Source organism: Mangrovibacter phragmitis (assembly GCF_040429585.1).
Classification (GTDB): domain Bacteria; phylum Pseudomonadota; class Gammaproteobacteria; order Enterobacterales; family Enterobacteriaceae; genus Mangrovibacter; species Mangrovibacter phragmitis.
In genome coordinates, this window is record NZ_CP134782.1 from 1,597,653 (window position 1) to 1,617,761 (window position 20,109).

Annotated in this window: 19 protein-coding genes and 2 pseudogenes; 12 read left to right on the forward strand and 9 right to left on the reverse strand. The window is 46.2% G+C overall.

What is annotated here, in order from left to right; translation table 11 throughout:
* The first annotated feature begins 80 nt into the window (after nucleotides 1-80).
* From rsmF to MPHASIOC01_RS07585, 3 genes are all read left to right on the forward strand, one after another.
* Nucleotides 81-1,478, forward strand: coding sequence for a 16S rRNA (cytosine(1407)-C(5))-methyltransferase RsmF (gene rsmF, locus MPHASIOC01_RS07575; RefSeq protein ID WP_353614906.1), 1,398 nt, complete (start codon nucleotides 81-83; stop codon nucleotides 1,476-1,478).
* A gap of 118 nt (nucleotides 1,479-1,596) precedes the next feature.
* Nucleotides 1,597-1,833 carry a DUF1480 family protein gene (locus tag MPHASIOC01_RS07580; protein WP_036107246.1) on the forward strand — a complete coding sequence of 79 codons (237 nt, stop codon included), beginning with the start codon at nucleotides 1,597-1,599 and terminating at the stop codon, nucleotides 1,831-1,833.
* A gap of 288 nt (nucleotides 1,834-2,121) precedes the next feature.
* Complete coding sequence (locus tag MPHASIOC01_RS07585) at nucleotides 2,122-2,334, forward strand: DUF1482 family protein (RefSeq protein ID WP_074388752.1); 213 nt, start codon at nucleotides 2,122-2,124, stop codon at nucleotides 2,332-2,334.
* Here the strand turns inward: MPHASIOC01_RS07585 and MPHASIOC01_RS07590 are convergent.
* On the reverse strand, nucleotides 2,317-2,976 hold the full coding sequence (locus MPHASIOC01_RS07590; protein ID WP_353614286.1) for a metallophosphoesterase: 660 nt from the start codon (nucleotides 2,974-2,976) through the stop codon (nucleotides 2,317-2,319). The two genes, MPHASIOC01_RS07585 and MPHASIOC01_RS07590, sit on opposite strands and share 18 nt — an antisense overlap.
* Nucleotides 2,977-3,023: 47 nt before the next feature.
* A complete protein-coding gene (locus MPHASIOC01_RS07595; RefSeq protein WP_064594142.1) occupies nucleotides 3,024-4,958 on the reverse strand; it encodes a methyl-accepting chemotaxis protein in 1,935 nt (644 codons plus the stop codon).
* Nucleotides 4,959-5,422: 464 nt separating this feature from the next.
* Between MPHASIOC01_RS07595 and MPHASIOC01_RS07600 the strand changes: the two genes are divergently transcribed.
* The gene (locus MPHASIOC01_RS07600) at nucleotides 5,423-5,932 is read left to right on the forward strand and encodes a hypothetical protein (RefSeq protein WP_353614287.1); all 510 of its coding nucleotides are present in this window, start codon (nucleotides 5,423-5,425) and stop codon (nucleotides 5,930-5,932) included.
* 203 nt (nucleotides 5,933-6,135) lie between these two features.
* Nucleotides 6,136-6,324, forward strand: coding sequence for a YjfB family protein (locus MPHASIOC01_RS07605; RefSeq protein ID WP_036107226.1), 189 nt, complete (start codon nucleotides 6,136-6,138; stop codon nucleotides 6,322-6,324).
* Nucleotides 6,325-6,394: 70 nt separating this feature from the next.
* On the opposite strand, the gene MPHASIOC01_RS07610 is transcribed toward MPHASIOC01_RS07605, so the two are convergent.
* Nucleotides 6,395-6,655: a DUF2534 family protein gene (locus MPHASIOC01_RS07610; RefSeq protein WP_064594144.1), complete on the reverse strand. Its 261-nt coding sequence runs from the start codon at nucleotides 6,653-6,655 to the stop codon at nucleotides 6,395-6,397.
* A 302-nt stretch (nucleotides 6,656-6,957) separates the two neighbouring features.
* Between MPHASIOC01_RS07610 and MPHASIOC01_RS07615 the strand changes: the two genes are divergently transcribed.
* On the forward strand, nucleotides 6,958-9,588 hold the full coding sequence (locus MPHASIOC01_RS07615; protein WP_353614288.1) for an EAL domain-containing protein: 2,631 nt from the start codon (nucleotides 6,958-6,960) through the stop codon (nucleotides 9,586-9,588).
* A gap of 425 nt (nucleotides 9,589-10,013) precedes the next feature.
* Here the strand turns inward: MPHASIOC01_RS07615 and MPHASIOC01_RS07620 are convergent, their stop codons facing one another.
* Nucleotides 10,014-10,550: an Ail/Lom family outer membrane beta-barrel protein gene (locus tag MPHASIOC01_RS07620; protein ID WP_064594148.1), complete on the reverse strand. Its 537-nt coding sequence runs from the start codon at nucleotides 10,548-10,550 to the stop codon at nucleotides 10,014-10,016.
* 376 nt (nucleotides 10,551-10,926) lie between these two features.
* On the opposite strand from MPHASIOC01_RS07620, the pseudogene MPHASIOC01_RS27640 reads away from it, so the two are divergent.
* From MPHASIOC01_RS27640 to MPHASIOC01_RS07645, 4 genes and pseudogenes are all read left to right on the forward strand, one after another.
* Nucleotides 10,927-11,193, forward strand: a pseudogene (locus MPHASIOC01_RS27640) (HNH endonuclease); the annotation flags it as partial.
* A 332-nt stretch (nucleotides 11,194-11,525) separates the two neighbouring features.
* The gene (locus MPHASIOC01_RS07630; protein WP_353614290.1) at nucleotides 11,526-12,527 is read left to right on the forward strand and encodes a hypothetical protein; all 1,002 of its coding nucleotides are present in this window, start codon (nucleotides 11,526-11,528) and stop codon (nucleotides 12,525-12,527) included.
* Nucleotides 12,524-12,946, forward strand: a complete 423-nt coding sequence (locus MPHASIOC01_RS07635; RefSeq protein ID WP_156518970.1) for a hypothetical protein — start codon at nucleotides 12,524-12,526, stop codon at nucleotides 12,944-12,946. Before MPHASIOC01_RS07630 ends, MPHASIOC01_RS07635 begins: the two co-directional genes overlap by 4 nt.
* Nucleotides 12,947-13,366: 420 nt before the next feature.
* Nucleotides 13,367-13,768, forward strand: a pseudogene (locus tag MPHASIOC01_RS07645) (tyrosine-type recombinase/integrase); the annotation flags it as partial.
* Nucleotides 13,769-14,097: 329 nt separating this feature from the next.
* On the opposite strand, the gene MPHASIOC01_RS07650 reads toward MPHASIOC01_RS07645, so the two are convergent.
* Nucleotides 14,098-14,415: a YebY family protein gene (locus tag MPHASIOC01_RS07650; protein WP_369934880.1), complete on the reverse strand. Its 318-nt coding sequence runs from the start codon at nucleotides 14,413-14,415 to the stop codon at nucleotides 14,098-14,100.
* 253 nt (nucleotides 14,416-14,668) lie between these two features.
* Here MPHASIOC01_RS07650 and MPHASIOC01_RS07655 point away from each other — a divergent pair, with 253 nt between their 5' ends.
* Complete coding sequence (locus MPHASIOC01_RS07655; RefSeq protein WP_064594158.1) at nucleotides 14,669-14,899, forward strand: DNA polymerase III subunit theta; 231 nt, start codon at nucleotides 14,669-14,671, stop codon at nucleotides 14,897-14,899.
* Nucleotides 14,900-15,102: 203 nt separating this feature from the next.
* Here the strand turns inward: MPHASIOC01_RS07655 and MPHASIOC01_RS07660 are convergent, their stop codons facing one another.
* The 3 genes from MPHASIOC01_RS07660 to MPHASIOC01_RS07670 all read right to left on the reverse strand — a co-directional run bounded on the left by MPHASIOC01_RS07660 (nucleotide 15,103) and on the right by MPHASIOC01_RS07670 (nucleotide 18,033).
* Nucleotides 15,103-17,148, reverse strand: coding sequence for a prolyl oligopeptidase family serine peptidase (locus MPHASIOC01_RS07660; protein WP_353614907.1), 2,046 nt, complete (start codon nucleotides 17,146-17,148; stop codon nucleotides 15,103-15,105).
* Between the two features lie 176 nt (nucleotides 17,149-17,324).
* Nucleotides 17,325-17,678, reverse strand: coding sequence for a protein YebF (gene yebF / locus MPHASIOC01_RS07665; RefSeq protein WP_074388753.1), 354 nt, complete (start codon nucleotides 17,676-17,678; stop codon nucleotides 17,325-17,327).
* A gap of 67 nt (nucleotides 17,679-17,745) precedes the next feature.
* Nucleotides 17,746-18,033, reverse strand: coding sequence for a YebG family protein (locus tag MPHASIOC01_RS07670; protein WP_064595465.1), 288 nt, complete (start codon nucleotides 18,031-18,033; stop codon nucleotides 17,746-17,748).
* Between the two features lie 126 nt (nucleotides 18,034-18,159).
* Between MPHASIOC01_RS07670 and purT the strand changes: the two genes are divergently transcribed.
* On the forward strand, nucleotides 18,160-19,338 hold the full coding sequence (gene purT, locus MPHASIOC01_RS07675) for a formate-dependent phosphoribosylglycinamide formyltransferase (RefSeq protein WP_353614291.1): 1,179 nt from the start codon (nucleotides 18,160-18,162) through the stop codon (nucleotides 19,336-19,338).
* A 78-nt stretch (nucleotides 19,339-19,416) separates the two neighbouring features.
* Here purT and MPHASIOC01_RS07680 read toward each other — a convergent pair whose 3' ends face one another.
* On the reverse strand, nucleotides 19,417-20,055 hold the full coding sequence (locus tag MPHASIOC01_RS07680; RefSeq protein ID WP_064594162.1) for a bifunctional 4-hydroxy-2-oxoglutarate aldolase/2-dehydro-3-deoxy-phosphogluconate aldolase: 639 nt from the start codon (nucleotides 20,053-20,055) through the stop codon (nucleotides 19,417-19,419).
* Between the last annotated feature and the right edge of the window lie 54 nt (nucleotides 20,056-20,109).

Consider the following 20,109-nt stretch of genomic DNA (forward strand, 5'->3'; position numbering starts at 1 on the left):
ACCGCATTAACTTTGTAACACAGGGACACAACGTGGCCGCCTCGCACAATCTTTTTCTTCCGCCTGAATTTCTGCAACTGATGAGTGACACGCTGCCAGACAGCACAACTCTGGACACCTTTCTTGAATATTGTGCGAAACCGCTACGCCGTAGTATTCGTGTGAACACGCTGAAAATTTCAGTTGCTGACTTTCTTGCCCTGACAGCCCCCTACCACTGGCAACTCACACCAATCCCCTGGTGCAACGAAGGTTTCTGGATAGAGCGGAACGATGAAGATGTGTTGCCACTGGGCAGCACCGCTGAACATCTGAGTGGGTTGTTTTATATCCAGGAAGCCAGTTCAATGCTGCCAGTGACAGCATTACTGTCACAGTGTGAAACTCGTCCCGCCAGCATGATGGATATGGCTGCGGCACCAGGCTCCAAAACAACGCAACTGGCTGCATGCATGGGCAACCAGGGCTTTATCCTGGCGAATGAGTTCTCCAGCAGCCGTGTAAAAGTCCTGTATGCTAACCTGAGCCGTTGTGGCGTCATTAACACTGCACTGACCCATTTTGATGGCAAAGTTTTTGGTGCAGCGTTGCCAGAAACATTTGATGCAATTTTGCTTGATGCCCCCTGCTCTGGCGAAGGTGTTATCCGTAAGGATGCCGATGCCCTGAAAAACTGGTCAACGGAAAGTATGCACAGCATCGCCGCAACCCAGAAAGAACTTCTCGAGAGCGCTCTCCATGCATTGCGCCCTGGCGGTACGCTGATATATTCCACTTGTACGCTGAACAGGCATGAAAACCAGGAAGTTTGCCACGCGTTACTTGAGGCGTTTCCTGAGCAACTCGCTGTTTTGCCACTGGATAACCTGTTCCCGGGAGCAGATAAAGCCCTCACTACTGAAGGTTTTCTGCATGTATTTCCACAATATTATGACAGTGAAGGTTTTTTTGTCGCTTGCCTGCATAAGCACGCCAGCCTGCCTGCACCAGAAAAACCGTCATTTAAGTTAGGAACATTTCCGTTCAAACCCGCCAGTCGCAAAGACAGCCTGTCAATACAACAGGCCGCGGCAGAGGTGGGGTTATCCTGGCCTCAATTACATAACCTGTGGGTGCGTGACAACGAGTTGTGGTTGTTTGCTCAAAACATTGAGCCGTTACTTAATAAAGTACGTTTCTCGCGCTGCGGAATCAAACTGGCAGAGCGCCATAATAGAGGCGTGCGCTGGCAACATGAAGCGGTCATTGCGCTGGGCAATGCCAGTGCACCAAATGCCTTCGAGATTAATGGTGAACAGGCACAGGAATGGTATCGCGGCAGAGATATTTTCCTTAGCAACCCACCACAGGCCAGTGAAGTTCTGGTGGTGTTCCAGGGGCAGGTTTTGGGGCTGGCGAAAAAAGTATCCAGTAAATTGAAAAACAGTTATCCACGCGAGTTGGTCCGGGATGGCATTTTGTTCAGTGCTGCAGAATGATGTGACCTGGCCAAAATTTACGCATTTTTTGATTTGGCAATTTGTGTCATCTTCACTACGCTTCATAGGTATGACCTTATCTGGTCATACCACCTGCAAATAAATCATGGAGCGCACGATGACCAAAACCAGTGTTCGTATAGGAGCTTATGAAATTGATGATGCCGAATTGCATAGTGGGAAAGAAGGGACAACCCTGACTATTCCCTGTAAATCCGACCCGGATTTATGTATGCAACTCGATGCATGGGATGAACAAACCTCAATTCCGGCCCAAATGGATGGAGCCACATCGGAGCTTTACCGTCAGGACTACGACAAAACCACTGATGCATGGGTTATGCGGGTGGAATAGTACCAGAAATAGTGCAAGAAACAGGGAAAGGGAATTAGTGTAAGGAACTGACTGCAACCGGTCCCCTTAAACAGGAAATGTCTCTCTTCCTTTTTCAGGGTTACGGAATAAACCGATAATCAGATGCCATAACCTTTTTGGATAACCAGTGCTTCTGGATCACCAGAGACATTGTTATCGCAACACTTTCCCGCCCCATGGCGGGCTTATTTTTCTATCAGGTATTTCCCAGCCTTAATTCCCTCCCCTACACTTAATACACAGTGCCACGATGGACGTGAGGGACCCATGTACACGCTTGTGCTTTTTGTTTGTTATCTCAATGGTGGTTGCAAAACACTACCGATAGAAAATTTCACCACTGAAGAACAGTGCCTGTACGCAATGAAAGACCAGGGCATTCGCCACGGAGGATGTTACCCTTATGAAACGAAATACCGCATGAAAGGTTTGCACCCGGCAAGGCAACATAGCGACTTATGGTTACTGCACAGCCACTAACGTCAGGGTATTACCAAATACAGCCCCGGTATCAATGTAGTGCTGGTTAAAAAAACGCAGCGGTGTTTTTAGCGGTGTGTGCCCAAAGTAAAAAGCATCAGCACCTTCAATAGGTTCGCCTTTCCCCTGAATATTCCGTTGTAACCGCTCACGGCTCCAGACCACAAGCCCCGGGTCAACATCAGCCTGCCACACCCAGTGTGCTAAAGGGTAATCAGCATGCGCAATAATGATGCGTTTATCCTGCACGAGTAATTCGATAATAAGAGGGAGGTGTTTACAGCGCTGAAAGAGCTTTTCTGCTTGTTGTTTTTGCACTTCATTTAATTGGCGAAACCATCGGCCACCATTCATTTCCCATAAAAATCCGCTTTCGGTATCGTAACCGGTATCATTGAGCGAATTCAGCGCCATCACCTCGTGGTTACCCTGAACAGCACGAAACCAGGGTTTGCCAATCAGTGCCAGGCAACCGGGGCTGTCCGGGCCACGGTCAATTAAATCTCCCACAGAAATAACCAGATCCTGCCAGGGATCAAAGCGAACCTTGCGTAGTTGCCCGGCAAATTGTGCCAGGCAACCATGCAAGTCACCCACCAAATAGATGTGTCGCCAGTTACGTCCATCAATGCGTTGATACATAAATCCCCCCAATGCACTCAGTATAGCTGGCACCAGGGGCTGACAGGTCAGAAGCTTTCCCACTGACCGCCACTGTCACTTGTTAGCTCTGGTTTATGCTTGTCGACTAAAGACGGGCGTACGGGGGTTGGTCTTTGGTGTTGTTGTTTGGGAACGGCAGTAATCCTGAACATGTCCACCAGCCCGGCCAGGCGGCCAGCATCTTCTTCCAGAGCACCAGCATTATGCGATGAATCAACCACCATTGATGCATTCTGCTGTGTCGTCGTATCCAGTTCAGATATTGCATGGCTTATCTGGTCGATACCCCGGCTTTGTTCATCCGATGCCGACGCAATCTCCTTCATAATGTCATTCACATGCGACACGGAAGTGAAAATGTTCTCCATAGTTTTTCCGGCTTCATAGACTTGTGAAGATCCTGTTTGCACCCGCGATACAGACTCGGTAATCAACGTTTCAATCTCTTTTGCAGCCTGGGCACTGCGGGAAGCAAGCATACGAACCTCTCCTGCTACTACCGCGAACCCACGCCCTTGTTCACCGGCTCGCGCAGCCTCCACTGCCGCATTCAGGGCCAAAATATTGGTCTGGAAAGAGATACCATTAATTACATTAATAATTTCGGAAATTTTTTTCGAACTGTCGGTAATACTCTCCATGGTTTTAATTACACCGCGCACAATGTCGCCGCCTTTGCCAGCATCCTGTGTAGCGCCTGTTGCCAGTTGGCTCGCCTGATGAGCGTTTTCAGCATTCCGTTTCACTGCAGATGTTAACTCTTCCATACTCGCCGCAGTTTCAACTACCGCTGCTGATTGCTGCTCGGTGCGCGAAGCAAGGTCATCATTGCTGGCAGCAATTTTTCCGGCAGCCCCCACCACATGTACAACACTGTCCTGAATATCACTGATCATTTTGTGCAACCGAGTGTTCATTTTTGCCATTGCGGCAGTCAATTGCCCGAGTTCATCATCACTTGCCGGTTTAATGTGTTGTGTAAGATCACCATCAGCAATGTGCTCGGCGAGTTGCAGGTTTTCTTTAATCGGTTTAGTTATCAGGCGGGTGATATACCAGGCAGCGAGTAAACTAAACATAATGGCAACTATTGAAATGACAATCATCACACTAATGGTATGAAAAATAATGGACCTGTTTTTTTCAGCTTCAAGATCATTTAATACCTGTACTGCCTGGCTCAGGGATTGTGCAGAAGCACTCAGTACATTTGTTGCCTGCACACTTTGCTGGTAAATATGATAGTAACTCTGCAAGTTTTTCATAAACTGGCCAAAATATTGCCAGGCAGGGTCTATGATATTAAAAGGCAGATCCGACTCATGGGAGAAGTTACTATACATTTTCTGTGCCTGTGCCATTTTGGCTGACGCCTGATCGAGATAGGTCTGCTCCCCATGCATTTGCACATCGTGAGCGATATCACGCACATCACTCAGCAATAGCATAAAACTGAACAACTTATTTACCTGCGCCTCTGTCAGTTGTGTGTTTTGAATAGCATTATAATAGTCATCTAATTTTCCCTGACTGATATCCTGGCTTATTCCTTCAAGCATAGACTGACGGTCTTTTTCTTTTTGATAAACCTGCTCATAACTGTTCTGGTAGACCGCAAACTTCTGTTTTATGGTTTCAAGAAGAGGAAGATCATCTGACTGCCAGGATAATTTGCTATTACTTTCAATCAAGCCTACAGTTCTGGCCAATTCCTGACGATTCTTCTCAAGTACTGTCAGGTCATTAGTTGCAAGATAGGTAAGCCGGGCGCTTCTCAACTTATCAAGCTCTGCTGACAAGTTGTTTGCAAAATCATTCTTCGTCGTGTGATTTTTGATATTAAACAAGGCATTAATACCAAACGCCGAGACTAAAACCACAATAATCATAGCAACAGAAAATCCAAGATATAATTTCGCGGTAATTTTTAGTTTTGTAAGGCCTAACAGTTCCAGAAGCATATGGCTGTTCCTTATTTAATACAGAGCGATTTTTAACGTAAGTAAATATCACTTCAAATAAGAAGTGATTAACCATAGTGTAGCTATCGGCAATACAGAGAAGACTTTTATAGCGTATTAAATTAAAGTCAGGCCTTTATCTAAAAACAAGCACATTTATTGATCTGAACAATACATTTACAATCAACTGATTGATTGTATTGAATAATTTTTTAATTTCCGACCAAGAATTCAGTAAAAATTAAATATTAATACAGTGACATTAATATTCTTATAATAAATTCACTAGTAGTTATTTGCTAACCAGTTGTTCTCTTTTTTAATTTACCTGCACTCCATTTTCCCGTGATTACACCTGGCAGGTTAACCAGTCCGTGCTGGTTAAATTTTGCTGGCTGAAACACAACATGGCGAGTATCCTGCTGCAAGGTTAATGTGTGTAACATCAGTTTCAGGAACAGGAAATGAAGAGGTGTTTTCCGCTGTTAGCAAGTATTCTGCTAACACTGACCTGCCAAGATGCACTGGCAGCCAGCGGTTTTCGCGACATGGATTTTGGTAGTAGCCCGGATGTCATTAAAGTGCATGCACATTGCACGATGACCGGCCCTGTGAAAGTTGAAATCGGGGAAATGTACCAGTGCACAGACTTCCCGTTCGAAAGTAGCGTAACCCATGCCGAGTTTTTCTTTGCCGGTAACCAGTTTATTCGCTTGGGTATCCGGGTACCTGTAGACAACACAGCCGAAACAATTAATTCACTGACGAAAAAGTATGGTCTGGTGAGCGCACCTGGAGAAGACCAAATTGCCGCCGTGCGCACCACGCCTGGCCAGTCGGTTATGTTCACTTTTGACGATGGCAATATTGCACTCTACTTTGCCAGCGACAGCCAGGGCACTACCAGTACGGTATTGCTGTTCTCATCCCCTGATGCCAAAGCCCTGCAGGATGAACATGCTGATGACCTGTAACCAGTCACTACAGGCAGACCTGAGCTCACTATCTGCGCTAATGTTGCAGGTTGTTAGCATTTAATCCTCAGGTTTTACATCATTGTGCCGATAATACTTTAACGTGGGTATTTTTTGCCCATGTTACATTTTCGCCGATTAGGGTTTACCCTTATCATGTCCTGTATCGTTCCGATATCTCTCAAATCAATCAGGATATTAAGATGGATGTATCACAGATTGCTGCACTTTCTACCGGCCTCAGCACCATGCAAACCAATAATGAGGTAAGCACGTTAATGCTGAGAAAAACGCTGGATAACCAGGAGTCAGTTGCTACACAGTTGATTAACGCGGTACCTTCACTCCCGGCTAACCCGGCAGTCGGCCGTAATATCAATACAACAGCCTGATACAAGCAACCTGTTCAGGTACTTTCCCCTATCCCGGCACCTGCCGGGATAGTTATTTAATGCCTACGGATCAGTGATGCTTGTCGGTTTCTCCCAGGAAATAGAAACCAAACGGTAAAGACCCAATAATAGTGAACATCAGCGTGTAGATAAGCACCCATGCACTTTGCATAAAGTACATAGAAACCGACCATTCAGACATTGGCATGTTGTATTCATCCACCACACCACCAAACGTTGCTTTACCAATCACAGAAAGTGCAACAACGAAGACCAGTGCGACACACAGCAAGAATTTTTTACCATTGCGAGTATGAAGTTTTTCGAACATAGCGCCTCCTGAGAAATGTAGATTCAATGCGCTGAATGTGTGAATAATCTGTTATTTCTACCATATTCAGGCTGCCGGGTGAACCCATATTGCTCGCAGAGCTGTTTCCGGTTGATGGATAACTACTCTTCCCAGGGTATATGACTTACAACCTCACTAAACTGTGCCCTGACCTGCAAACAACGAATAATTTTCCCCAGAGCATTTCCTACGGTAAATCTTGCTGCAACCCTGCCGATAAATCATTTACGACTTTTCATTGGCGCAATAAAGCTCTCTGAGCACACTGAAATGAAAACAGTATGAATAAAAATGTGCTTAACGCCGTAAATACATTTCCCCTTGCAGATAGCAGGGGAATAGTCAGACGGACTCTCATTGCCATGATAGTCATGATCAGTGCCATTTTCGTGGCGGTTATCGTTACATTGTTCTCTATCGCCAACACACTGAACACACAGGCGGACCTGCAAAATAAGCATTTGATTTTAAAAGCCCTTCATGCCCGGCAGGAGTCAATTCGTTCTCACCTTGATGATAACGCAAACTGGGGTGAAGCCTACACCAACCTTCATGTCAGAATGAATACAAACTGGGCCTGGGTTCAACAAAACCTGGGGAGCTCCCTGTATACGACCTTCCAGTTAGAGGGAGTATTCGTATTAGGGCCGGATGATATCACTCGCTACAGTGTCATCAGCGGACATTTGTCGCACACCTCCTTTCAAAACTGGCTTAAAGTACCTGTGTTGCCCATGCTTCACCAGAAACTTATCGAATCTGGCGGCAAAGCCATCTCACAGTTTACTGTCGTGGATAACACGCTGGTTCTGTTGGCTGCAGCCTGGATTGAGACCGGTAGTGACAACACCATCAAGCCTGTTCCCGGTCCACCATCAATCATGATTTTCGTTGACCGACTGACTCCAGCGAAATTACGTGCTATGGGCCAGGATTATGGTGTGGTTAATACTCATATTCATACCCACGCAAGGCAAGTTGACTCAGACAAACGTGAATATGGTTTTCCCTTGCACACCGGTACGGGTTTCATCAGTATTGAATGGACCAGCGCAAATCCCGGTGGGGCACTGTTAACCTGGGTGTTACCCTCGCTGGTATTCCTCTTCTTTGCCACACTATTTCTGACGCTGGCTTTAATGCGCCACGCGATGCTCAGAGCACGGGTGAATGATGAAAGCACATTTTTACTGGAACAGGGCAGACTGGCTCTGGCTGCCAGTGAGCAACGCTTTCGCGATGTTGCGGAAACAACCAGTGACTGGATTTGGGAAACCGATGACAAATTGTGTTTTAGCTGGATTTCAGGTCGTTTCCCTGTAATAACAGGTTGCCCACAGCACGAATGGATTGGCCGTCCACTAACTGCCTTCTTGCTGGATTCTCACTCGATTTATCGCCTTACTCAATGGGCCAGTTCCACCTCTGTCGGCAGCCATCTTTCTCTCATTCAGTGCCTGTATTTTTCCCCTGACAACCAGCCACATTTTTGCAATCTGGTTATCAAGAAAGTAAAAAAATCCGACGGTCGTCCCGGCTTCAGGGGAACCGCAAATGATGTTACGCAGGAAGTACAAACGCAGGCAAGAATGCGTTACCTGTCGGAACATGATGAGCTGACCGGGTTACCAAACCGTGTGCAAATGCGCCAGTTTTTGGATAGTCACTCCCTGAATCAGCTTACTAATAATCAACAAATTGCCGTATTGACTATAGATTTGGATAAATTCAAGCCAGTTAACGACCTGTATGGGCACTCAGTGGGTGACAAGATTTTGCATGATGTCTCCGCCAGGCTACGTGAATGTATACCTGAAAATGGTCTGGTGACCCGATATGGGGGCGACGAATTTATCGTTATCTTGCCCACAGTAGAAGGGGCGCACGAACCAGAACGCCTGAGCGATGCTTTGCTATCCCGTCTCACTCAGGCATTTCATCTTGAAGATACTGACGTATACATTGGTGCCAGTATCGGTATAGCCATCGCTCCTCAGCATGCTACTGACGCGAATGATTTACTACGCTATTCAGATATTGCTCTCTATCAGGCAAAGCATGACGGGCGCAACTGTTGGCGTCTTTACCACCCTGCAATGGAAGAACAAATTGTTCAACGCCGCGAGCTTGAAAATGAACTTCGTGTTGCCATTCATGCCAACCAGTTGCAACTGGTTTACCAGCCTCGCTATGACGTACGCACCGGAAAAGTGACAACCATTGAAGCACTGATTCGCTGGCAACACCCCAGACTTGGTCTGCTGACGCCGGATCAGTTTATTCCTCTGGCGGAAGATACCGGCCTTATTTTTCAAATGAGTGACTGGGTGCTGACTACGGCCTGTCAGGATGCCGTGGAACACTTTGGCTCACTTTCCGTTGCAGTGAACATTTCTGCCATCGAATTCCGTGTTTCCGGGTTTGTCTCACGCATTCATCATGTGCTGACCACATCAGGGCTTTCACCTTCACAGCTTGAAATTGAAATTTCAGAAAATACTGCGCTTAGCGACCCGGAAAGAGTCACTGACATTATGCTGTCTTTGAAAAGCATTGGGGTGCGCTTTTTGATTGATGATTTCGGCGCCGGTTATGCTTCACTGAGTTATCTGCATGCCTTCCCGTTCGATGGAATTAAGCTGGATAAATCGTTCGTGATACCAACAGATACATCTGAAAATGCCCGACGAGTTGTCGAGAATATTGTGGGTTTGGGCAAAGCTTTTTCATTGCATATTACAGCTGAAGGTGTGGAGACAAAAGAACAGCAAACTTATTTCGAGTCTTTAGATTGTGACGCGCTACAAGGGTACTTTATTGGACGCCCGGTATCATTGGGGGAATTAAAACAGCATCTTTCCAGGCAGACCGCCAGCGAAGGAGGCGGCAGACTTACAGGCAGACAAAACTGAAGAACCACATCCTTTGTTTATACCCCCGAATAGTTTCGATAAAGAATACATATGCAACGAATAACTCAAACCTTGCACTATAAAACCTTCAACTCAGGATATAACCTGAAACGGCTTCTTAGTTATGGAAGCCGTCATTACACAATAAGAGAGTACCTCACATAAAAAATGTTTAAGAGATTGACACTATATTTTCACTCCATAACCCAGCACATTCCAGTTTGAGCTACTTACTTGAGATTAATTTTTCGATAGAAGCACTTAGTTCAGTTAGACAACGTGGCACAAGCAGAACCACCGGACAGGTTAGTAAAACCATAAGCAACAGCATTATCACTGCAGATCATTTGCCACTAAGTTCAATGGATTTTAAAGAGTAGTAATTTATGCAAAAAAATCATGTGCATTGAAAGCTTCAGCACCCATTAAAACGAGTAACCAAGACCAACAACCCAGGTATTGGCTTTAAACGCATTAAGTTTTGTATATTCCCAGGAGACATCAACAACAACTTGTTTAGCTACATGAGCCTGTATACCAGCACCTACAGCAATGTTATTAGCTGAATCAGTATAGTAACTTTTTTCTCCAGATAATAAGTCGTAAGAACTCACCTTCCCATTTGCCCAACCGAGAAAGCCATAGCCGGAAACAGAGTCATTAAAACGATATGATGGACCAATACTAATATTGGTATACTTGAGGTTTAAATCAATACGGTTTTCCCTGAATGTCCTTTCAGTATGAGTGAGTGATGCCACAACTCCCCAGCCATCGACAACTTCACGATTAACCTTAATATTTAAACCTTGTGGGTCATCGCGTAGATTTCGCCCAGAATACTTAGTGTGACTCTGTGCATAACCAGCAGATAATATTGTTTTTCCATCATCTGCAATTGCCAGTGCAGGAAAACCAGTAACGCTAATCGATAACACTAAGGCAAGTAACTTCTTGTTCATAAGTAAATTCAAACTCCGTTGAATAAAAAACCTCAAGAATTATATAGCTGCAAAATAAACCAAGCTTAAACACTTGTAGAAATATAATGACGATATAAAAAAAACATGCAGTACATCACATCTAACCTATCTTGCTTATGCAACCAGATCTGCTTTTCTTATCAGCTCCGGCATCAGGGAAAACAGCCCCGATGGTTCAGTACATCCAGAATGGCCTAAGAAACAGCAAAATTGTTCTATTGAGAAAAATCACGCAGGAAGCGAAATTTCCCTGGTTATCACGCAATCAGGACAACTACGTAATGACTTAACGGCATCAATGTATTTCCGTCTCAGCTACATAACCGAGCATCACTTAAAACGCCCAGTACACGACCGGACTGTCAACAGCAAAGCCGCGGGCAGACTGCTGGCAGCTGGTGGGCTATATAATGGTAACATTGAAGGCTTCCGGCATACTGCCGAGCAGTTAGGCGGCGATGCTGCAAAAGGATATGATCAGGTACTCAATCAAACGACCTCAGGATTGCTAATATCGGCAGCATCACTTCTGGTCGTAAGAAACCCAATGGCAGCAGAAGAACTTACAAGTTATCTTGGGAAATACAAGCAAGCCCATGTTCTTTTGGATGACATGAATTTGCCTAAACTGACTTCATTATTACCTTGTTCTGCCTCACCAGGGAGTAACCGCTCTGTCCCTGTGCTGAAAGCTGTGCTCATCTGTGGGTCTGAAGTCGGAAACAGTTAAATCAGAGCGGTTTAATAAGAATATTCTTAGAATAGGCAACAGAGTATTGAATGACTTGTTAAATCAGACCTTAGTATTAGAATGTGAACACCTGCCTGGTTAGCCTGGTGATTAACCCATTATTTTTATTTAAAAAATCATCGACGGCGTTGACTCGTATACCTGACAGGAAAGATATGTTGTTTCAACTTCATCAGTAAAATATCGAGACAGAGAGAATATTGATGGCAAGGACGTATACACCCGGTTATTGCGTTGTTGAACAACCAGGAACGCTGGATTTCCAGGCCAGAATGTTATTCCAGGATTACAAGAGCGAGGCCGCTAAACAGTTCATGCAGGTTAACGCCGACACACAGTGGCTTAAACCCGGCGAGATACTGGCCATAACGGATCCCAGTGCGCCAGTGACGGCATCAATGCTTAATCAGTTCAGACAGACCAAACATAAAGTTAATACTGCCCTGGTTGGTGTAAGTACAGATGAAGCCAGTTTTTTACAGCGAAACTATGGCCTGATTGCAACCATAACCAACGCAGGTGATAAAATATTTAGCTCTGTCGGAGATGCCGGGGAAAAATACTTCAAAGAAATAGAGCGCGTTCTGATAAAAATCGAATCCACCTATCGGAATCAATTTATCACAAAGGGCTCTTTGATAAGCCAGGAGTTTTTCGCTGAAAGATCTACACTTTTTAATCAGTTAAAAGAACTGGTAAATAAGCCGTTGTTAAAAAACCTGGCAAGAAGGACATTAAAACTTGCTGATTATGAAGATATGCGAAAGGCATTGAGATTATCAAGCAAGTCTATTGTACATGAGTGGTCCACAGTCGGTTTGGTTGGTATTCCTGGTTATGCTGATTATGTTGATGGAGCTGCCAAAGCGGCAAAACTATTAAAAGCTGGTGGCTATATTGGAACAGCTTTCGCCTTTGCCAATACAACAAATGATGTTATCCAGGCTTGCTCAGTAGGCAGAGAAGATGAGTGTGAGAGAGTGGCATTCCGGGAATATACTAAGTTTGGTATGGGTACAGGCGCTTCTTCTCTTGGAGGCTATTACGGCGGTTCCATCGGTTCCAGTGTATGTGTTGCTCTTGGTATAATTACTGCACCAGAAGGTGGTTCAGGTGCTTTAGCATGTGCTGCAATTGGTTCTCTTGTCGGTGGTTATGCTGCCGGAAAAGCTACAGATGCCGCGATGGATAAATTTTTCAAATGACGATAGAGATTTTTTCTAAATATGTGTCTTATGCAGGTTTACTGTTCGCCTGGATTTGCATTTTTTGTTTGATTATTAGCTTTGTTTATTTTGGAATACATAAAAAAAAATATGAAACTCTTTTAGAGAAATATAAATCAACAGGCGCTCCTCTTCCAGGTGCATATAGTTTTCATTCAATGATGGGCTTTTGGGGTGCATTCCCCATGGTATATTTCTTTCGTTGCCTTACAGTTGGTAAAAAGCCTCGGGGTTGTTTTGGCGGGAGAGTATACACAGGAGATTTATTCATGAAAATTCCTGCCGAGCAAAAAAAATGGTTAAACACATACTACAACATAAACATAATAAACACAGTCTCGATTATACTTTTTTTTGTTGCAGGTGGGATAAAATACATCTTAGATATCTTTCCATAAAGTCTTTATGGAAATTTAAAAAGCAAAATGATTACAATACTCCACACAAATAAAATAGAAAAACACAGATTATCGTTCAAAAGTAAAATTTAAAGTTGCTTGTATTTTCGCTGAATCATGACAGTGAAAATACAAGCTATTCATCGCGCAGATAACAGCAGTAAATTACAGGTGGTTTGCTGAATATCAAATCTCACAAACCAGTTAATTACCGTCTATTAATCTTGCATGGTATTGATAAACGAATCAGTAAGTGCATTTGTATCAGAAAGCCAAAATTCATCCTTTAACCATGCCCAATGCGGCGCATACACCCTCAGCCATGTACTCCGGTTCACCTCAAGCATTCGCGCCAGTGCAGCGCCAGAGTAATCACGGTACGTATCATTACCGAGAGATATCGCCACTTCTTGCCCGGCCATCCATGACGGGCGGCTCCATGTAACCCAGATTAAAACCGGAGCAATGCTGGCAATACCGCTTTCGCTGGAAATTAGCAGTACGCGCCTTTCCTCTGTCATTGACCGGTGCAGGTTGGTAAGCCGTTCTGCTTTTCTTATCAGCTCCGGCATCAGGAAAAACAGCCCTGATGGTTCAGTACATCCAGACAGTCTGACCAAAGGTTTTGTTAAAGCCCGAAATATGTCGGGAATTCAGTTTAATGACAACCCGCCGAGTTTTCATGAAATCAGGACCTTATCTGGCCGACTTCACGAAGAACAACGAGGCAAAGATTTTGCGCAAAAGTTGTTCGGGCATCGTTCAGAAAAAATGACAGAAAAATATCTTGATGTGCGTGAGAAAGTGTTTACTCTGGTTTGAGGCGAAAGACCGGATATGCAATTTCGTGCATTTTCGTGCAATCACCTCTAAGTCATTGATATATAAGGCGACAAAAAAAGACCGAATACGATTCCTATATTCGGTCCAGGGAAATGGCTCTTGGGAGAGAGCCGTGCGCTAAAAGTTGGCATTAATGCAGGCTATTTGCCTTGCCTTTTAAGAATAGATTACCGCGTCAGCTTTTCCAGTGTTTGGCAAAACTGGAGTATAAAAAACATTAACTGACCGGGACTGGTCGCGAAAAAGCCGTAACAGAACAAACTCTGTTACGGCTTTTCTTTTATTTATGGCATCAAAAAATCAACCAGTTAACCACAGAGGTGGCTTGCCCGTTCGATAAAGGGCTGTAATGACATTTTTTTACCTGGATGTTGAGGATCATCTATTCGAATGGTCGAAATTGGCTGCCCCGACACTTTCCCTTCGGCCACTTGTTGCTCAGCAACCTGATTCAGAGGATATTGCACCAGTGTGCTGGGATTAATGACATACAGCGCATTACCTGGTCGGCAAACCAGCATCACTTCTTCACGGTTGAAAGCCCATTTATCCTTGCCCACCTGAAACCGGCTTACCGTTTGTATTTCAGAAGACGCCTGTGCGACAAATGCTGTGCCCAATAACATCAGCCCAATCGTTAATTTTCTCATTTTGCGTGCTGCTCTCTTCAAGCCCGGGAAGCTGAGGAACTCAGAAAGCCCGGTTTGTTACCCAACAGAAATTTTTACCAGACTATAACGATTATTCACCGGCTGCGTCACTCTTGATGCGGTAAAGAATTTCTATGTAATGTATAAGGCTGCTGCAACACTTCGCGTTATCCCCGGGTTTATGATTCATCTATTACAGGGTACACTTCACGCATTATCAGGAGACTATATGAACACTAACCTTGCAAATCTTCCTCAAGAAGACATGGATAAAATCAATGTAGACCTTGCAGCCGGAGCGGTTGCGTTTAAAGAACGCTACAACATGCCCGTTATTGCCGACCAGGTTGAGCGCGAACAACCCGAATCTTTGCGTCCATGGTTCCGTGAGCGCCTGGCTGCCCATCGTCTGGCATCAGTAAATCTTTCTCGCCTGCCTTATGAACCAAAGTCGAAGTAATGATTACATCCAGTAGCAGTTAGTTACGTTCTGTCCGTTACTCTTCCTTATACAGATTTTCCTGATTGAAATATCTCACCCTGGCCGTGCCGGGGTGGTTGTGTAAGAAGTGTACTATGCATCAATGGAGTGGTGGTCTGTTGCCGAAATGATGAAATGTGGCAGGGAGAGACTCTGCCACTGGTTAACTGAAAACGGACAGGCTAACCCAGCCGTTGTTCAGCAAGTCCAATAAGGAAAGCGCACTCAAGTGCCACGGTATCGTAATACTGATAGCGACCTGATTTACCACCATGGCCAGTATCCAGGTCAGTCCACAATAACAGAAGGTGGTCATCTGTCTTCAGTTCTCTTAACCGGGCCACCCACTTTGCAGGTTCCCAATACTGAACCTGGGAATCGTGTAGACCTGTGGTGACCATCATATGCGGATACACTTGAGGTGTGACCTGGTCATAAGGGCTCCATGCCTTGATGGCCCAGTAATCTTCGGGGATATGTGGGTCGCCCCACTCTTCATATTCACCGGTCGTTAGCGGCAGAGATTCATCGAGCATCGTGGTCACAACATCAACAAATGGAACTTGTGCCAGAATGCCACGGAATAATTCAGGCCGCATGTTCGCCACGGCCCCCATCAACAACCCCCCTGCACTTCCGCCCATCGCATACAACTGCCCAGGTGCGCCCATTCCCCGGACCAGCAACGCTTCACACACATCAATAAAATCATTAAATGTATTAGGTTTGTGCGATAACTTGCCCTCTTCATACCAGGATTGCCCCAGCTCACCGCCGCCCCGTATATGAGCTATGGCGTATACAAAACCACGGTCGAGCAAACTGAGCCGTGTAGTGCTGAAATCAGCGTCGATACTCTCGCCATACGCACCATAGCCGTATACCAGTAAAGGGTTCTGCCCCATTCTGAACTTATCTTTACGCCAGACCAGGGAAACCGGCACCTTAACCCCGTCCCGTGAGTCAATCCAAATCCTGTCGCTCTGGTAATTCTGCGAATCAAACCCGAACACTTCCTGCTGCTTCAATAAACGCCGTTCGCCAGTGAGCATATTCATTTCGAATACTGTTTGTGGGCGGGTCATTGAGGTATAAACATAGCGCAGCCATTCATTGTCTGGCTCATGATTATTACTGGTCCAGACAACCCAGGCAGGGTCATCAAGTACCAGTCGCTGCTGGCGGCCATTTCTGTTGTCAATCAGGCGTAACTGCGTCAGTCCATTTTCACGCTCCTCAATAACCACCCAGTGAGTAAAGAGCGTAAAATCCTCGACCATTACGGTATGGCTTGCAGCCTGCACAACTGCCCATGTATCCCGTTTTGTTTCCGGACTGCAGTACAACCCAAAATTTTTGCCATCCTGGTTTGAACGTACCCAAAATTGCCCCTGGAAATGGTCAATGTCATACTCATGCTGCGTTTTACGTGCAAGAAAACATTGCGGTATGGCGGATGAATCATTGGCATCCAGTAACCAGGCTTCACTGGTTGTGGTGCTGTGCAGGGCAATAATCACAAATTCCGTTGAGCGAGACTTATAGATGCCAACATAAAAACGATTATCTTCCTCTTGATAGACCAGTTCGTCATTTTCTGTCGCGTCACCCAGCCTGTGGCGCCACACCTGGTAAGGCAGCAAAGTCACTGAATGCTTTTTGACATAGTAAAACGTGGCGGAATCATTCGCCCATACCACACTACCAGAAAGCTCAGTGACAGTGTCATTCAGCCATATGTCATTAGCCAGGTCTTTCACATGTAATTGATACTGGCGGCGAGAAACCCGGTCTTCCGTCACTGCCATCAGACGATTATCCGGAGAGACACTTAGTGCGCCCAAGTCGTAATATGCCCCTCCCTGAGCCCGCCTGTTGCAGTCGAGCAAAATTTGCCACTCATCGTCAACATTCAGCTCTGCTGGCTGACGTTGCCAAACAGGATACTCCGCATTTTCATCAAAACACTGCCGGTAGCGATACCCGTTACGTTGCCAGGGAACACTGCTCTCTTTTTTGGGCAGACGGGCAACCATTTCCTCGTAAAGGGCCTGCTGAAATTGCTCAAGAGGAGCCATAATTTGCATACAGTAATCATTCTCAGCACGAAGATACCCCAGCACTTCGTGTGACTGACGTGAATCATCCCGTAGCCAGAAGTAATCATCATGCCTGACATCGCCATGCCGGGCTAACAGGTGCGGGCGCTTTGCTGCCCGGGGAGGGATAACTGGCGAACGAGCCATAATAACTCCTGAAAATGGCACAACTGCCGCACAGGATATCACGCTAACTGCGCGTGGAGAGGAATTGCCTGTCATTATGAGGACATGCAAACCCAGCTGTACAATAAACCCACTATTGTTTACGTAAAACCGGGCATATATATGCCCGGTTATTCAGCCTAACGCTGGTAATCTGCATTACCTGCTTTGCAATCCACTGTTACCTGGTAGTGCAAATCTTGCTTTTGCCCCCGGACAACTAATGGTACAACCCATGTATCGCCATTGTGGTGCATGTCTTTGACATTGACCCAGGCCACGGGGTCATTCTGCCCCAAGGCTTTCTGGTCGTCAGACCAACGCTGTAACCGGTTTTGCAGGTAATCATTTTTAACTGTTGCGGCAATATTTTCCGCTTTCATGTTCTCACAGGGAATGAGATTTACGCGTTTGGTTACCGCATTCGCCGCAGCGGATACAACCATCACAGTAAATGCCACCATGCATCCTGTCAAAAAGCCTGTTTTATTCACATGCCACTCCGTGATTTATCAAGTTGTGAGAAAAGCATGGTACAAAACAGGCAACCTGCAAGTCGGTTCAGGCAACTTTCACTTTCTTTTCAACGGAAACTGGCAGGTTTTCGGTAACATCTGGTAACCTACCGGAGCGCAAAATACCGCTCAGTTCATCTTTATGTTCCGCAAGCCATAAGGCAAGCTCTTCGCGCAGCCCTCCTTCCAGCAAGACCGGAGAACTTTCCAGATAGTCAGTCAGGCATTCCGCCAGATCTAACATTTTGTCATAGGCATCGGCCTCTTTTTTGCTGACAAAAGACATTTTTTCCTCACCGTCTCTCACGACAACATATTTAACTACGACTGCCATCATGCTGCTCCAATTACTGTATTTATATCCAGCATACGTTAAAACTGAGCTAAAATGCAAACCCGCTGCCAACGCAAACGTTTTCGTATATACTGCCGCTGTTTTTCTCACATCAGGTACTGCGATATGGCTATTTTAGGAACTGCGCTGCGTCCGGCAGCAACACGCGTAATGCTTCTTGGCGCTGGGGAACTGGGCAAAGAAGTGGCGATTGAATGTCAGAGGCTGGGTCTGGAGGTTATCGCCGTAGACCGGTATGCCGATGCCCCTGCAATGCACGTTGCTCATCGTAGCCATGTAATCAACATGCTCGACCCACAGGCACTGAAAAACCTGGTTGCAGAAGAAAAACCTGATTATATCGTGCCGGAAATTGAGGCGATCGCTACAGATATGCTGGTTGAACTGGAAAACCAGGGCCAAAAAGTTGTTCCCTGCGCCAAAGCCGCACGCCTGACAATGAACCGTGAAGGTATCCGCCGGTTGGCTGCAGAAGAATTGGCCCTTCCCACGTCCACATACCGTTTTGCTGATACGAAAGCAGATTTCGTTGCCGCAGCAGAGGAAATTGGTTTCCCGTGCATCATTAAACCGGTTATGAGCTCTTCCGGAAAAGGGCAAAGTTTTGTTCGTGATGCCAGCCATCTGGATAAAGCATGGAGCTATGCGCAGGAAGGCGGCCGTGCAGGTGCAGGCAAAGTGATTATTGAAGGTGTCGTTGCGTTTGATTTCGAAATTACACTACTGACGGTGAGTGCGGCGGATGGTGTACATTTCTGCGCCCCTATAGGCCACCGCCAGGAAGATGGCGATTACCGTGAATCATGGCAGCCACAGGCAATGAGTGAGCTCGCGCTGAGCCGGGCACAGGCCATTGCTGAGAAAGTTGTTCTGGCGCTGGGTGGTTATGGCTTGTTTGGTGTGGAACTGTTTGTTTGTGGTGATGACGTCGTGTTCAGTGAAGTATCGCCTCGCCCGCATGACACCGGTATGGTCACCATGATCTCTCAGGATTTGTCAGAATTTGCACTGCATGTTCGCGCTTTTCTGGGGTTACCTGTTGGCGGTGTTCGCCAGTACGGCCCTTGTGCTTCAGCTGTCATCCTGCCGAACCTGACCAGCACAGATGTACGTTTTGGTGGTCTGGGAAATGCACTCAGTGCAGGCATACAAATCCGCCTGTTTGGCAAACCTGAGATTAACGGTACTCGTCGTATGGGGGTTGCGCTGGCAACGGGTGAAACGACAGAAGATGCAGTCGCCCGGGCAAAATCAGCATCCGGGAAAATACACGTTAAGGGTTAATCCCCGGCTCCAACAACAAAGACGAAAACGGCACCTCAGGTGCCGTTTGTATATGACTCAACCAGTTAACTGGCCTGATTATTTCGCGCCTTCAACAGCTTCACGGGCCAGGCGGGTAATACGGTCATAGTCGCCAGATTCCAGCGCATCAGCCGGAACCAGCCAGGAACCACCGATGCACAATACGCTTTTCAGTGCCAGGTAGTCGCGGTAGTTTGCCGGAGAGATACCACCCGTTGGGCAGAAACGCACCTGAGAGAACGGGCCAGCGATGGCGGATAAAGCTTTGGTGCCACCGTTAGCTTCTGCCGGGAAGAATTTGAACTCACGCAAACCGTAATCCATACCCAGCATCAGTTCAGAAACAGTGCTGATCCCAGGGATCAGTGGAATGGTACCTTCGGTTGCGGCTTTCAACAGGGAGTCAGTCAGACCCGGGCTGATAGCAAACTGCGCACCGGCTTCGGTCACTTCTGCCAGTTGTTGTGGATTGAGCACGGTACCAGCCCCAACGATAGCATCCGGCACTTCTTTTGCAATCAGACGAATAGCATCAATAGCGCAGGCAGTACGCAGTGTAACTTCCAGTACACGTACCCCACCGGCAACCAGTGCTTTTGCCATTGGCACTGCATGCTCAAGTTTATTGACAACAATAACCGGCACAACAGGACCTGTTTTCAGGATTTGTTCCGCACTTGTTTTCCAGTTTTTCATCAGAGAATGTCTCCCGACAACGTTTAGTCAGCGTTACGGCGCAAATGCGCCGGG